Below are 15,588 nucleotides of genomic sequence, written 5' to 3'. Positions count from 1 at the left end.
TTTCTTTAGGTAGAATTAGACTTTTTAACAGACATCCACAGTATACCAACTATAACTACCAAAGTACCAAATAGTTGAAAAACAGTGAGCGTTTCTCCTAGAAAGATTGCGGCCAAAATTATGGTGGAAATCGGCCCTATACCAGCTGCAATGGCAAAATTAGATGAGCTAATTATTTTAATAGACTCTGATACCAGAAACGAAGGGATTACCGTTGCAAAAATGGCAATTAAAAACCCTATTACATATACTTCCCATGAAAAACCCCACAAATCGGTTTCACTAGTTATACTATAATGCACAAACACACAAATACAAGACACCAACATAGCATAAGCTGTAAATTTCATGACTCCAAATTTTGGTATCAACCAACCACTTCCCACTAAATAGGAGGCGTAAGTTAAAGCACTTAAAAAAACAAAAAAGCCTCCTGTTAACGTTCCTTTCCCTGATATATTTAATTCATCCCAAAAAGCTACAGCTATTCCTAAGTATGTCAACGCCACAGCAATACTTTGAATTTTAGATATTTTTTTCTTTAAAAAAACCTTGTTAAGCAACAGCACCAAAGTTGGGTATACAAATAGGATGATACGCTCTAAACTCGCCTTAATATAAATAAGCCCTACAAAATCAAAATAACTAGCTAAATAATACCCTATAAACCCGAAAAACACCAGCCAAGCATAATCCTTTAATCTCACATTATCTTGATGCTTTTTGCTTTTAACCAAAAATGCAACAACAACATAAAACGGAAAAGAGAATAACATACGAAGTAATAGTATACTAATAGTATCGACGTTATGTTGATAAGCTAGCTTTACCATTACTGCCTTTGATGAAAACAATACGATACCTAAAATACCAACAGATATACCATACCAAAATGTTTTATTCTTGTACATGGTACGAAAGTATAAATATGGTTTACAGCCCTAAGGCATTAATTTAGTGAATTACGATATCCAACACCTGCGCAACAATAAACCAGACCAGATAGAAAAAGTTAAGTGATTAAAATACTACCTCTTTGTTTTTAGAAGACGCTTTAGAGGCTAAATTCTTTTCACACATACTTTCTGCTTCTCTTTTTAAAATTTTATTTCTGGTTTTCAGAAGTTTAGACATATACCGCTTTAAAAATAGCACATTAGCTAAGTGTCCTAAAAGTCCGTGTGGAGATTCAAAATAAAGCCTATCAATCATTAATGTACCCTCATTAAACTTTCTAAAAAAATGCTCATGCCTAAGGGATTTAAAAGCACCAAATACCATTTCGCCAACAAAGAAATTTGGCTTATCAAATTCGATTATTTTTGAAGTTAAATGTTGTACAAAGCCTAAGTGTTTAGCCTCCCAACTTACCCATTCCCCAAGCTCTATAAGGCCTGTAGTTTTACCTGATATTGGTATTTCGCTTGTATGCTGTAGAGATTTTTTATGGATATCAATGCTCCTAGCTAGATCAAAGCAGGTTTGAATATCACAATTTATGTGAGTTTTAATCTCTATTGAAGGCATTTGACAATATTTGTATTAAATTTTGGCCTATAAATAAAACCTTACAATATTAGTCAAAAATACACATTACACAAAAAAATTAAACATTAAATAAGAAATGCATTATATCCCCATCCTTAACAATGTAGTTTTTTCCCTCCACTCGCATCTTACCAGCTTCTTTTACTTTTGCTTCACTTCCGTAGGATACATAATCATCGTAGGCAATAACTTCTGCACGTATAAATCCTTTTTCAAAATCGGTATGTATAACTCCAGCAGCTTGAGGTGCAGTAGCACCAATATCTACAGTCCAAGCACGTACTTCTTTAACACCCGCAGTAAAATAGGTTTGTTGATTTAATAACTTGTAAGCGCCACGAATTAATTTTGCTGATCCAGGTTCTTCTAAACCAATATCTTGTAAAAATAATTGACGCTCTTCGTAATCGTCCAACTCATTAATATCAGCTTCAGTACCTACTGCTAAAACTAAAACCTCAGCATTTTCGTCCTTAACAGTTTCTCTTACCTGTTCTACATAATCATTCCCAGAAACGGCAGCCCCTTCATCTACATTACACACATACATCACAGGTTTATCGGTTATAAATTGTAGTGGCTTTACATAGTCCAGATAATCTTCATCACTAAATTCCAGAGCCCTTACCGAAGTTCCTGCCCCTAAACCTTCCTTTATTTTTAATAAAATAGCTTCTTCGGCCTGCGCTTCTTTGTTTCCTGTTTTAGCGGCTCGCTTTACTTTATCCAATTTCTTCTCTGCAGTTTCTAGATCTTTTAATTGCAGCTCCATATCAATGGTTTCCTTGTCTCTTATAGGGTCTACACTACCATCTACATGTACAATATTATCGTTATCAAAACAACGCAAAACATGCAAAATAGCATCAGTCTCTCTAATATTCGCTAAAAACTGATTTCCTAATCCTTCCCCTTTACTTGCGCCTTTTACCAATCCAGCAATATCTACAATCTCTACTGTAGCAGGAATTACTTTTTCTGGATTTACCAAGCTTTCTAATTTTTCTAATCTAGGGTCCGGTACATTTACCACACCTATATTAGGTTCTATAGTACAAAATGGAAAGTTTGCACTTTGCGCCTTGGCATTAGACAAACAATTAAATAAAGTGGATTTTCCAACATTGGGTAAGCCTACGATACCTGCTTTCATAACTAATTTTATTTTGTAATTCCTGTGAGACAAGAATATTTAGCGAGTGCAAATGTAGACAATAAATAAGAAATTTTTCATCTTAAAACTTTAAGAATATTTAATAAAAACAACCTGCTTTGTTATAATTAAACGTTAAATAGGTTTTCTGCTTATATGTTATGCTGTAACAATACCTAACTTGCATCGTTTTATAAAAAACACATCAATCATCACATCAAAATGAAATCCATTTTTTTTATTCTTTTTGTATGCTACTGCGCAACGCTTACATCACAAAACGTAACTGTAAAGCTTCTTGATAAGCATACAAAACACCCCATTCCCTATGCTAATATTAAAACTGGGGAATATGCTGGTGTTATTTCTAACGACGAAGGCTTTTTTACCATTTCTTCTAAAAATGACACAAACCCCATTACCATTTCTTGTATGGGTTATGAGAATAAAACACTTACCATTAAAGAGATTAAAGCGCTTAATTATGTAATTGAACTCGCAGAAGCCATTAACCAATTAGATGAAGTATTTATTAGCACAAAAGCCCCAAATGCATATGTTATTATTGCAAAGGTTAAGGCTAAACTTACTGATAATTACAACTTTAAACTACAGCAATACCATATTTTTAAACGCACTACAGATCGTGTTGATTTTAAAAGTTTAGAGTTTGAAATCGATAAAGCATCAAACGTTAAGAAGCAACAATTAGAAAGCGTAAACAATAGCTTAACGGCTTTGGGTAACCAAATAAAACAAAGCAATATGGTACAGTTTGCTGACTTTAAAGGCGTAGTATTTACTTTAGATAGGGACAGTATTAAACTAAAGGTTGTAAAAGCTACAGAACTATTGGATGCCAAAAACAATTTCTCCATAGATAACGTTCAGGAGAAAATGCAAAATATTATTCTTACCTATTTAGACACCACAAAAACATATAAATTAAAAACTGGACTCTTTAAAATTGAAGACTCTTTAGCCCTAAATGATAGTAATTTTAAAGACGATGATAAAAATGAATACAAAGTTTCCTATTTAAATAACGACACAAAATCACTATTAAAACACACCCAGTTTTACGATGCTTCTTTTTTAAACAAGATATTAGATAATAATTTATACAAATACAATATTGAGGATGTAGGCTACAATAATGGAGAACTTACCTATGTAATTGCATTTATCCCCAAAAAAGGAAAAGCAAAATATACGGGTAAACTTTATGTGGCAGATGAGACCTATGCTATAACCCAAATAGATTATAGTTATTACAAAAACAGACGCGGACAAAAATTTAACCTTAAGCTATTATTGGGTGTAAAATACATTGAAAATGTGAGCGAAGGCACTTTAATTTTTGAAAAAGACAGCACTAGTCTCTACCACCCAAAATATATTAAACGCATTTCTGGTAGCTATTTTTATGTAAGCCGACCTTTAAAATTTATAGAAAATAGTAGCGAACGCCATAAAGTAGCTTTTGATTTTACGCTAGAAGGTAACAACAAGACTAAAGAAGAATTGCTAATCACTACAACTAAAAAAATAACATTCTTAGATTTTCAGGCAGAACGGCAAGTTGAAAAAACACCCGTTACCAAACTAAGCACTTACCAAAAAACTATTTGGGATAACGAAGGGGTTTTAGAACCTTCTTTGGAGATGAAGGCGTTTGAAAGTGGAGAATGAGGTTTTGTGTATACTTATTCTTTTGATAGCTCGTGCTGACTTTATATTATTCTTATTGGTAAGTTTCGGGTACCATATTCAAATCTTTTAAGTACTTCGAACCCGTACTTAATTTGTATTCCCTATCAAGCACCTGATTGTCAGAACTATTAATAGTCTTAGTCCTTCTAATAAGTGTGTTAAAGTTTATTGTTTCATAAATAATTTTCCCCTTCTCCTCTAACTTGATAGAATAATACTTAATCAATTTAAATCGACTACCTTCCAAACTGAATGAATGCTCCTGCACCTGATTTTCATAGTTATGAACTATTGTGAAAATACGATTTTTTATTCTTATGTCTGAAAAACTTTTTTTTCCATCTAAACCATCAACTCCCCGAAAGTGTTCAGGAGCAATAGCTTTATCAGTTGATACCACTAGTGCTTTTCTAGACTTTTTTTTATTAATATAAATCTCTAATTTATAAGGTTTAAATTCATTTACAGTATCTTGTTTTACTACAATAGAATCTAATTCTTTGTCTTTGCTTAAATGTCCTACCCTTGTTAAAACTTGATAATTAAAGTTAGGTTCGACTTGGGCATGTGTCTCGCATATGGAAAGAATTGATGTCAAGAAAACTATTTTAATAAAAAATATATTTTGCATAAATCTTCAACTACACTGTTTTGAAAAGTGACAATACCACTAAGTTTTATAAAAACTTCCCGCTTAATTATCAAAATTAGCTTTTCTAACATTTAAAACTATATATACCAATAAATAATTTTCAATGATTTATAAACAAAAACCCCAAGCTTTCACTTAAAACCATAACAATCCATTATCGTATTCATAAAAAGTATTAATGCGTTTTCTATAAATTATAAATGAATATTTCGTAATTTTAGATATAAATAAGTAACAATATTTAAATTATGAGAAAGATAATTAGATTATTTGCAATAATTGCGATTTTTTGGAGCACCACTACCATTAATGCACAAGAAAACACTGCATTAGATAACAGTAACTTTTATGCAGAAACTTTAAAAGAATTGCCGTCTTTAGATTTTAATGGCGATTATAAATATTACAGTGAAACAGACGTGTTAGACATAACAACCTCACAAAAACACAAAAACACTATTGGACAACAGTTTTACAGAGATTTATATGAGGAAATGCCTTCTCTTAACTTTTTTGGAGAAGATAAATCCATATCGCCTTTAAACAAATCACAAGCATCTACATTAAAAAAAGATAAAGCAACAGAAAACAAAAACGCTCTAAAGGAATTGGCAGAAGAACTACCGTCAATACGGTTTTAAACAGATGCTACATATTCAAATGTTAAAGTCCCAATTACATTGTATTAGATAATTGGGACTTTTCTATTGGCATAAAAAATCCCAAGCTTACGCTCGGGATTTTAATATATTTTACTGTCTATATATCTACTACCCATCAGGATGCATAAAACGTTGTTTTGCCAACAATTCCTCTTCTGTTTCTACAACATCTTCATCAGGTACACAACAATCTACAGGACATACCGCCGCACATTGTGGCTCATCATGAAACCCTTTACATTCCGTACACTTATCTGGTACAATGTAATATAATTCATCACTTACAGGCTCTTGGGCTTCATCTGCATCTACTTCTCTACCGTCAGTAAGTACTACTTTTCCCTCTAAACTGGTACCATCTTTATAGCGCCAATCGTCGGCACCTTCGTATATTGCTGTGTTGGGGCACTCAGGCTCGCAAGCACCACAGTTTATACATTCGTCTGTTATTATAATTGCCATAGTAATTTTTATTTTTTAAAATTCAAGAACTCTATATGAGTTTCATTAAATTTGCAGTCGCAAAAATAAAGCCAAAACCATTCATAACCAAATTAAGGATGCAATTACAAGATAGAATTAACGCTTTTGTAAAATTAGGAGATTTTATACGGCAATTTTCTAACGCAAACATCCAAAAAGACAATAAAGTTGAACATAACGATCTATTCTTTGACGGTTTTAAACACCAATTAAAATTAGCCGAAGAACACAATGGATGGTTTACCACTGAAAACTTGCGTTATGCCCTAAACTCTTGGGCTACAGCTTTAACACTAGAGCAACTTACCAAATGGTTGCAACCCTATAAAATATCAGGATTAACCCCTAAAACAGTTGCTGTAATAATGGCAGGAAACATTCCACTAGTAGGGTTTCATGATTTTTTAGCGGTGCTTATTACAGGACATAAGGTTTTGGTTAAACAGTCTTCTAACGACAAACATTTGTTGCCGTTTTTAGCCAAGTATTTAGAATATGTTGCTCCAGAGTTTAAAGGATACATAAATTTTACTGAAAAGAAACTTGAAAATTTTGATGCTGTAATTGCCACTGGTAGCAATAATACGGCACGCTACTTTGAATATTATTTTAAAGACAAACCATCTATTATAAGAAACAATAGAAATTCAGTAGCAGTTTTAACAGGAAATGAATCTAACGAGGACTTAAAAAACCTCTCAGAGGATATTTTTAGATACTATGGTTTGGGGTGTAGAAATGTATCTAAACTTTTTGTGCCAAATGGTTATGATTTCAATCCCTTTTTTGAAGCCATGTACCACTGGCATCCCATTATAGAAAAGGCAAAATATGCCAATAATTACGATTACAACAAAGCAGTGTATCTAATGAGTGAATTTGATATGCTAGAAAACGGTTTCTTCATGATAAAAGAAGACAAAAACTATGCATCACCAATAGCTACTGTGTTTTATGAATATTATGATACCGCTGAAAGTATAAAAGCAAAACTAATCCAAGATCAAGACCAAATACAATGTATAGTTGCTAAAGGAATTATTAAAAATGAAGTGCCCTTTGGAGCAACCCAAAAGCCACAACTTTGGGATTATGCGGATAGTGTAGATTCTGTTAAATTTTTATTATCGATTTGACGAAAAAATTATTGATTTTTTAGTGAAAAATATTGAATTAATTATCAACTTTGCATCTTTAAATTTCACCACACAATAAAGATGAAAAAACACAACTTTAGCGCAGGACCAAGTATTTTACCCCCAGAAGTATTATTAAAAGCCTCACAAGCCCTAGTAGATTTAGATGGAAGCGGATTATCTTTAATAGAGATATCCCATAGAAGCAAGGCTTTTGTTGATATTATGGAAAACGCTAGAGCTTTAGCTTTAGAACTTTTAGGTCTTGAAGGCAAAGGTTACAAAGCGTTATTTCTGCAAGGTGGAGCAAGCACCCAATTTTTAATGGTGGCACTTAACCTTTTAGAAAAAAGAGCGGGATATTTAAACTCTGGTTCTTGGGCTGCAAAAGCAATTAAAGAAGCTAAAATTTACGATGATATATATGAAGTTGGCTCCTCTAAAGATGCCAATTACAACTACATACCAAAAGGTTACGAGATTCCTGAGGACTACGATTATTTTCACTGTACCTCAAACAACACCATATATGGTACGCAAATGAAAGAGTTTCCAAACTCACCAGTGCCAATGGTTTGCGATATGAGTAGTGATATTTTTTCAAGAGTTATTGATTTTTCTAAATTCGATATCATTTATGCAGGAGCTCAAAAAAATATGGGCCCAGCTGGAACAACTCTAGTGGTGGTTAAAGAAGATGTTTTAGGAAAAGTATCTCGTAAAATTCCATCAATGATGGATTATAAAGTACATATCGATAAAGGCAGTATGTTTAACACACCACCTGTTTTCGCTGTGTACACTTCTATGTTAACTTTAGAATGGTTAAAAGAGCAAGGCGGAATAGCTGCTATAGAAAAGGAAAACGAAAAGAAAGCACGCTTAATGTATTCTGAAATAGACTTAAACCCATTGTTTAAAGGGTTTGCTGCAAAAGGAGACCGATCTTTCATGAATGCCACATTTACATTAGAAAATGAAAATTTAAAGGAAACGTTTGATACGATGTTGAAAGAAGCTGGCGTTAGTGCCGTAAACGGACATAGAAGTGTTGGTGGTTACAGAGCATCTATGTACAATGCCTTACCTATAGATAGTGTAAAAGTATTGGTAGAAGTAATGAGTGAATTAGAAAGTAAAGCTTAAAATAAGTGTACAGTAAGTAGTAATAGTTTTCAGTACTTACTCAAAATAAACAAAAACTTAAAAAGATTCCTGCTTCGTAGGAATGACTAAAAAAACTAAAAATGAACGTATTAGCAAACGACGGTATTTCACAAAGCGGAATTGATGCTTTAGAAAAAGCAGGATATAACGTAAGCACAACTACCGTAGCTCAAGAACAGTTAATAAACTACATCAACGAAAAAGATATTGCTGTACTTTTAGTACGCAGTGCCACAACAGTACGCAAAGATTTAATCGATGCATGTCCTGGGATTAAGATTATTGGTCGTGGTGGTGTTGGCATGGACAATATAGATGTGGGATATGCCAGAGAAAAAGGACTTCATGTAATCAACACACCAGCTGCTTCATCACATTCAGTTGCAGAATTAGTTTTTGGTCATTTATATGGGTTAGCACGCTTTCTTCATAATTCCAATAGAGAAATGCCACTTGAAGGCGACAGCAACTTTAAAGGTTTAAAGAAAGCTTATGCAAAAGGAACAGAATTAAAAGGTAAAACTTTAGGTGTACTTGGTTTTGGTCGTATTGGCCAAGCAACTGCAAAAGTAGCTTTAGGTGCAGGAATGAAAGTCGTGGCTTTTGACCCTTTCTTAGAAAAAGCCAATTTAGAATTAGAGTTTTTCGATGGACAGAAAGTAAATTTCGATATTGAAACTATTTCTAAAGAAGAGGTTTTAAAACAATCTGATTTCATTACACTACATGTGCCTGCTCAAAAAGATTACGTAATAGATGAAGCAGAGTTTAACATCATGAAAGATGGTGTAATTCTAGCAAATGCAGCGCGTGGAGGAGTGGTAAACGAAGTAGCATTAGTAAAAGCTATTGAAAGTGGAAAAGTAGCCAGAGCTGCTTTGGACGTTTTTGAAAAAGAGCCAAAGCCAGAAATTCAATTATTAATGAACTCTGCATTATCATTAACGCCACATACAGGGGCAGCAACTAATGAAGCTCAAGATAGAATTGGCACAGAGTTAGCATCACAAATTATTAGTATTTTGGGATAATTATCCTCAAATGTGACCAAATTATAAAAATTGAGTCCTAACTATAACAGTTAGGGCTTTTTTTGTACATTAAGCTCTCTAATTTAGATAATACATTATTAATTAAAAAAACATAGTAACATGTCTGGAATTTTAGATTTATTAAACAGTGACTTAGGAAAAACAATCATTAGCGGTGTCTCAGGGTCAACAGGAACCAATCAAGATAAAACAAGTAGCGTACTTACAATGGCATTACCAGTATTAATGAAAGCTATGCAGCGTAATGCTTCAACACCTCAAGGTGCAGAAGGTTTAATGGGTGCGCTTAGCGGAAAGCATGACGGTAGCATATTAGATAACCTAGGCGGTTTATTTAGTGGTGGTGTAGATGAAGACGTAAAAACTGATGGGGATAAAATCCTTGGACATGTTTTAGGCGCCAAAAGACAAGGTGTAGAACAAGTTATAGGTCAAAAATCTGGACTTGATGCAGGTTCCGTTGGAAACATCCTAAAAGTTGCTGCACCACTATTAATGGGTATGCTAGGAAAACAAACACGACAAAATAATGTAAGCTCTGCTAACGGTTTAGGAGATATGCTTGGAGGATTACTAGGTGGTAGTTCTGCTAAACAAGAACAAAGCTTTTTGGAATCTATATTAGATGCTGATGGAGATGGTAGTGTTGTTGATGATGTTGCAGGTATGTTATTAGGAGGTAATAAAAAATCAAGTGGTGGACTTGGAGGTTTACTTGGTGGCCTTTTTGGAAAATAAATATTACTTGAAGATATTCTTAAAATGCCAAATCCTTCGATTTGGCATTTTTTATTAGTCACTAATGGTAAACCATTAAATGTTACGGAATGATTTTTGTACTTTTAGATAAACCACTATGGATTTGAAATCTATAGTTTTGAATGAAAGGATGAAATTCTTTTTCAGCTCTATATGTTCTCATTCCTGTGACATGTGCTGAACTTGTTTCAGTAAGGCAAGAATCCAAAAGAAAAAACTGGATTCCACAACAAGTGTAGGTAACAAATCGATTGAAAAAAAGTTATAAAAACTATAATAAAAGCAATGCAACTTCTGGGTTTTAAACATGAGTAAGATAATATAAAAAACAGTTCGCTAAACGAAACACTACACTCACTCATTTATGTTTTTTAATTATGTAGTCAAGATATAGTTTTGTAATGTAAAATAAATGAACCATGAAAAATAGTATTTACCTCTTACTCTTAATTGCAAGTGTTTTCTTTTTTAATTGTAACACTTCAAAAAAGCCTATTTCAAAAAAGGATGAAAAACAAATAGCAACTACCCAAAATGATACCGTACGAATTGCCAATGATGAGTTAGAATATGAAATCATCATCATCGATCCTGGATTTAATTTTTGGTTGGCAGCAAATGCAAGACAAAGAGGGTTCTATTCTCAACAATACATGGAAAACCGGAATAGAATATATGTTATTGAATGGAATCAACGTGTAATGCAACCACAACGTTTTAATCCTCAATTATATGAACTTCAAATAGATTATCAACAAGATATAGATTATGGATACGAAGTAAATTACATGTTATACAACTACTTAATTTATTTTCAATTAAAATACAATCAAAGATTAGGGCCATTTGTCCCTCGCATCTAGTGTATAATTTATGCAGTTTAGTAATCGTTTTATCCTAACCCTTAAATTAAGGATATACGCCATGACACTATTCTTAATCTAAAACTTCATTTCTCTGATACATTAAAAAAACACTTTAAGCTTATTAAGACTCATTTAATTTTGATATTTTTGCAACTAAATTGCAACAGTGAAGAAATTAAAGCAACTTTGGGAGATTCAAAGTAATTGGCAACTTATTTTTCTTGTTTTAGGGATTATAGGTCTTGCCTTTTCTGCTTTTAGATTGTCTTCTCTCTTTATTGAAAAACAGTCCTTATTCTTAAACATCGCTTTAAGTATTTTAATCTTTTTTGCACTCTTCAAATTAACACTTTTTATTTTCGAAAAACTAGAAAAGAAATGGGACGTTAAGTATCGTTGGGAAATGATAAGTATATTTCTAGTTTTTGCAATTACTGGGTCTTCATCAGTATTTGTAAGCAAACCAATAATAAAGTTACTGGGAATTAACAAAGACAACCTACCAACCTTGGCGTATTGGGTGCTGTACATATTAATTGGTTTCATATTCTATCAAATATTACTTGTGGCTATTGGTTGGGTATTTGGCCAGTTTAAATTTTTCTGGAATTTTGAAAAAAAGATGCTCAGTCGACTTGGGTTTAAACAATTTATGGAGTAATTGAAAGCACAAAGCACACATATTGCCTTTAGAATAATAGCTGCGTTAGTTGTGGTTACTTTATTTGCGCCAACATTTGTAAAACTTGTGCATAGCTTTGAGCCTCATGAACACACGCTTTGTGAAATGAGAGATAATGACAATTTTCATGAATGTGAAGTAGATTGTCCCCTTTACAAATATAACTTTCAGCAGTATGATATAAAATCTATCCATTTTAACATAGATTTTTGTTACAGCAATAATTTCGATATTCCTTCTCTAGAATATCATTACTTTCACAATCATAGTGTCTTATCTTTTTCCTTACGTGGGCCTCCTACCCTAGTTTAATTCTTCGATTTAAACTAAAACAATACAATAATATATAGCACAATGAAAATCAATTTATTGATTGTGGTGTTGTGTGCATTTAGCACCGTCCACACTCAAAATTGTACATACACTTTTATAGGTGAGGTTATAGACTTTCACGACGGTACTCCTATGTCTGGAGCCACGGTATTTAATGAAACCGATAACAATTACAATGTAGCGGATATAAATGGAAAATTTTCCCTCAAAAAAATATGTGATGGGAAACTAATACTGGTAATATCCCATGTTGGATGCGAAACCAAACGTGTAGAAATAGATATCGTTGGAGATTCATTTCAAAAGATATTGATGGAACATCATACCGAGGAGCTAGATGAAGTTGCCGTGACATCTAATGGCATTGCAAGGAGTACAGTTACAGGGCAAGAAACCGTAATTAAGTCTGAAACCCTAACTAAATATTCAAATTTAAGCTTAGGAGATGCCTTAAAAGAAGTACCTGGGGTATCCTCAATAAATACTGGAAACACCATTGTAAAACCTATTATTAATGGTATGCACAGTAGTAGGGTAATGATTTTGAATAACGGTGTGCGTTTACAAGACCAGGAATGGGGTATTGAGCATGCTCCCAATATTGATATAAATAGTGCTAACCAAATATCTGTGATAAAAGGGTCTGGCGCTCTAGCTTATGGAGGCGATGCTATAGGAGGTGTTGTGGTAATAAACCCCAGTAGGGCGATAAGAAAAGATACACTTTATGGGCGTACAATTTTAGGAGGTCAAACCAATGGAAGAGGTTATAATATATCATCAACCATAAATAAAAATTATGAATCTGGTTGGTTTGCACAAGCACAAGGATCTTACAAAAGAAATGGGGATTTTAAAGCAGCTGATTACAACCTAACCAATACAGGATTGGATTCCAAGGGATTCTCAGCTAGGTTTGGAAAAAACAAGTTTCAATCGGGATTTGAAGCATATTATAGTTATTTGGGTAATGAAATCGGAATTTTAAGATCTGCACATATTGGTAGTATAAAAAGCTTAGCTAACTCTATTAATGCAGCAAGGCCGCTGTTTGTGGAAGACTTTAGTTACAATATTAGTCAACCCAAACAAGAGGTAACGCACCATCTTTTTAAGGCTTCCTATTACAAACGATTTAAGAACTTTGGTAAAGTAGATGTGCAATACGACTACCAAAACAATCATCGTTTTGAATTTGATATCCGTCGAGGAGGTAGGAGTACAAAACCAGCAATAGATTTAAAGTTGCAAACGCATACCATATCAGCGAATGCCAAAATAGATAAAAACCTAGACCGCAAATATAACTTTGGGGTTTTGGCCAGACATCAAAATAATTTTGCAAACCCTGATACAGGAGTGCGACGATTGATACCAGACTATGATAAATACGATTTTGGAGGCTATATAACTACAGAATGGAAGCTTAATGATCGTTTTATATTAGATGCAGGTTTACGATATGACTTTAGTAGATTAGATGCAAAAAAATTCTACAGAGCATCTGCATGGGAAGACCGTGGGTACGACACCGAATTTCCTGAGCTAGTAATTGAAGTTTTAAGAAATCAGGTACTTACTGATCCAACTTTTGATTACCATAATATTTCTGGTGCCTTGGGTGTTAAGTATAATTTCAATGCTAATAATTACCTTTTGGGAAATTATACACGCTCTAGTAGAGCGCCAAACCCTTCTGAATTGTTTAGTGATGGCTTACACCATTCAGCTGCAAGAATAGAAATAGGAGACCTTCGCATAGACAGTGAGCGTTCTAACCGGATTTCTGGGACTTATGGTTATACGAGCTCAAAGCTGAATTTTCAGTTAGAATCTTATTATAATCAAATCAATAATTTTATATACATAGTTCCTAGTCCACTAGGCATCGTTCCTTTAATTCGAGGGCCATTTCCTATATGGGAATATATACAGACAGATGCTTGGTTTTTTGGTATTGATGTGAATTTAAACTATCAAATAGCTGCGCAATGGAATGTAAACCACAAATCATCTTTTATTAAAGCTTATGATAAGATAGCAGATTTGCCATTAATTGACATCCCTCCATTTACCACCTTAAATGGCATTACATACTCCAATAAAAATTGGCATAGATTTTCCGCTAGTTTAAACTCAGAATGGGCATTTGAGCAAAATGAATTTCCTTATGAATTTAATTATACCGTACCTATTGCCAATGAGGATGATATCGATGTAGACCTTAGTCCTCCTCCTGGGTATCATTTAATGCATTTTCAAAGTGAAATAACACTACCAGTATTCAAACAATCTAGTTTAAATATTAGGTTTAGTGTCGATAATATTTTTAATACAAACTACAGAAATTATTTAAACCGTTTACGATTTTTTGCCGACGATTTGGGAAGAAATTTTAGACTACAATTACAATTGAATTATTAATAATAAATTTTAAACACAATAACTATGAAAATTAATTTTTTAAACTCCAAAACTATGAAAACAATTAAATTTTATGCTATGGCAGTAATGGCAATAGCTATGCTAGCATCATGTGACAATGATGACGACACACTAGAACCAGTTGAGGAAGAAGAGGCAATAACAAGAATAGTACTCACTTTCACAAACCAAGCCGATGCTAATGATACTGTTGTATTAACTTGGGATGATACAAACGGAGATGAAGAAGTTGATGACAATGAAAAAACTGTTGTAGGCGAATTTGCCGCAAATGGAACTTATGATGCTGAAATTGGATTATTTAATGAAGATGAAGATTTTCTTGATGAAGATATCTTAGCAGACCAAGCTGCAATAGATGCTCACTTTTTTGTTTATGCTACAAATTTAGATTTTACAATGATGAGAGCAGCTGATGATGAAACCAGAACAGACAACAACAAACTAGGTGTAAAAACTGTTTGGACTGCTGGTGCTGCTGGAACAGGTAGCATTTCAATTGAATTACATCATGAGTCTCCAAGTGTTGATGATAGTACTGGTTTTGGTACAGCAGCAGGAGATGATACAGATATTGATATCTCATTTAATGCTGAAATTCAATAAGTATAACCTTATTTTATAATAATAAAAATCCCTTTCTTAGTTGAAGGGGATTTTTTTGTATTTCATTTTTAAAACCCAACTTTTTTGATAAAATGTTAAATTGCAAATCCATAACCATATCATTTTATAGTGCTAAAAAAGTATTATCTTTTTATTATCTGTCTTTTTAAACTGTGTAACACTAATGCACAAAACCATGAATTCTTAAAAACACTTGATAGTATTCAAGAATTACGAAAGCAATCCAATAATAAAAATTTAGATTCCAAAACTAGACTTTTTTATGCTAAAACTGCTAGTGGGATTTCAGAGAAAACTAAGGTCGATTCTA

General features: G+C 33.2%; 16 protein-coding genes. 11 read left to right on the top strand and 5 right to left on the bottom strand.

The window, feature by feature from the left end:
• Positions 1–5: 5 nt before the first annotated feature.
• The 3 genes from JS605_RS16745 to ychF all read right to left on the bottom strand — a co-directional run bounded on the left by JS605_RS16745 (position 6) and on the right by ychF (position 2,701).
• The gene (locus JS605_RS16745; protein ID WP_203258882.1) at positions 6–911 is read right to left on the bottom strand and encodes a DMT family transporter; all 906 of its coding nucleotides are present in this window, start codon (positions 909–911) and stop codon (positions 6–8) included.
• 109 nt (positions 912–1,020) lie between these two features.
• A complete protein-coding gene (locus tag JS605_RS16740) occupies positions 1,021–1,527 on the bottom strand; it encodes an SRPBCC family protein (protein ID WP_203258881.1) in 507 nt (168 codons plus the stop codon).
• Positions 1,528–1,606: 79 nt separating this feature from the next.
• Positions 1,607–2,701, bottom strand: coding sequence for a redox-regulated ATPase YchF (gene ychF / locus JS605_RS16735; protein WP_203258880.1), 1,095 nt, complete (start codon positions 2,699–2,701; stop codon positions 1,607–1,609).
• Positions 2,702–2,923: 222 nt separating this feature from the next.
• Between ychF and JS605_RS16730 the strand changes: the two genes are divergently transcribed.
• Positions 2,924–4,393 carry a carboxypeptidase-like regulatory domain-containing protein gene (locus tag JS605_RS16730; protein WP_203258879.1) on the top strand — a complete coding sequence of 490 codons (1,470 nt, stop codon included), beginning with the start codon at positions 2,924–2,926 and terminating at the stop codon, positions 4,391–4,393.
• Between the two features lie 52 nt (positions 4,394–4,445).
• Here JS605_RS16730 and JS605_RS16725 read toward each other — a convergent pair whose 3' ends face one another.
• Positions 4,446–5,012, bottom strand: a complete 567-nt coding sequence (locus JS605_RS16725) for a hypothetical protein (protein WP_203258878.1) — start codon at positions 5,010–5,012, stop codon at positions 4,446–4,448.
• Between the two features lie 302 nt (positions 5,013–5,314).
• Between JS605_RS16725 and JS605_RS16720 the strand changes: the two genes are divergently transcribed.
• Positions 5,315–5,707, top strand: coding sequence for a hypothetical protein (locus JS605_RS16720; RefSeq protein WP_203258877.1), 393 nt, complete (start codon positions 5,315–5,317; stop codon positions 5,705–5,707).
• A gap of 129 nt (positions 5,708–5,836) precedes the next feature.
• Here JS605_RS16720 and JS605_RS16715 read toward each other — a convergent pair whose 3' ends face one another.
• Positions 5,837–6,190: a 4Fe-4S dicluster domain-containing protein gene (locus JS605_RS16715; RefSeq protein ID WP_130965429.1), complete on the bottom strand. Its 354-nt coding sequence runs from the start codon at positions 6,188–6,190 to the stop codon at positions 5,837–5,839.
• 98 nt (positions 6,191–6,288) lie between these two features.
• On the opposite strand from JS605_RS16715, the gene JS605_RS16710 reads away from it, so the two are divergent.
• The 9 genes from JS605_RS16710 to JS605_RS16670 all read left to right on the top strand — a co-directional run bounded on the left by JS605_RS16710 (position 6,289) and on the right by JS605_RS16670 (position 15,257).
• A complete protein-coding gene (locus tag JS605_RS16710) occupies positions 6,289–7,347 on the top strand; it encodes an acyl-CoA reductase (protein ID WP_203258934.1) in 1,059 nt (352 codons plus the stop codon).
• A gap of 81 nt (positions 7,348–7,428) precedes the next feature.
• Entirely contained in the window at positions 7,429–8,493 is a 1,065-nt protein-coding gene (gene serC / locus JS605_RS16705) for a 3-phosphoserine/phosphohydroxythreonine transaminase (RefSeq protein ID WP_203258876.1), read from the top strand.
• 101 nt (positions 8,494–8,594) lie between these two features.
• A complete protein-coding gene (locus JS605_RS16700) occupies positions 8,595–9,545 on the top strand; it encodes a D-2-hydroxyacid dehydrogenase (protein WP_203258875.1) in 951 nt (316 codons plus the stop codon).
• A gap of 120 nt (positions 9,546–9,665) precedes the next feature.
• Complete coding sequence (locus JS605_RS16695) at positions 9,666–10,304, top strand: DUF937 domain-containing protein (protein ID WP_203258874.1); 639 nt, start codon at positions 9,666–9,668, stop codon at positions 10,302–10,304.
• A 440-nt stretch (positions 10,305–10,744) separates the two neighbouring features.
• Positions 10,745–11,188 carry a DUF6146 family protein gene (locus JS605_RS16690; protein ID WP_203258873.1) on the top strand — a complete coding sequence of 148 codons (444 nt, stop codon included), beginning with the start codon at positions 10,745–10,747 and terminating at the stop codon, positions 11,186–11,188.
• 169 nt (positions 11,189–11,357) lie between these two features.
• A complete protein-coding gene (locus JS605_RS16685) occupies positions 11,358–11,852 on the top strand; it encodes a DUF6787 family protein (protein ID WP_203258872.1) in 495 nt (164 codons plus the stop codon).
• On the top strand, positions 11,853–12,185 hold the full coding sequence (locus JS605_RS16680) for a hypothetical protein (protein WP_203258871.1): 333 nt from the start codon (positions 11,853–11,855) through the stop codon (positions 12,183–12,185).
• Positions 12,186–12,227: 42 nt separating this feature from the next.
• A complete protein-coding gene (locus JS605_RS16675) occupies positions 12,228–14,630 on the top strand; it encodes a TonB-dependent receptor (protein WP_203258870.1) in 2,403 nt (800 codons plus the stop codon).
• A gap of 54 nt (positions 14,631–14,684) precedes the next feature.
• The gene (locus JS605_RS16670) at positions 14,685–15,257 is read left to right on the top strand and encodes a hypothetical protein (protein WP_203258869.1); all 573 of its coding nucleotides are present in this window, start codon (positions 14,685–14,687) and stop codon (positions 15,255–15,257) included.
• Positions 15,258–15,588: the final 331 nt, after the last annotated feature.

This window comes from Hyunsoonleella ulvae (genome assembly GCF_016827605.1).
Lineage (GTDB): Bacteria > Bacteroidota > Bacteroidia > Flavobacteriales > Flavobacteriaceae > Jejuia > Jejuia ulvae.
This window is presented reverse-complemented; position numbering and strand designations above follow the sequence as displayed.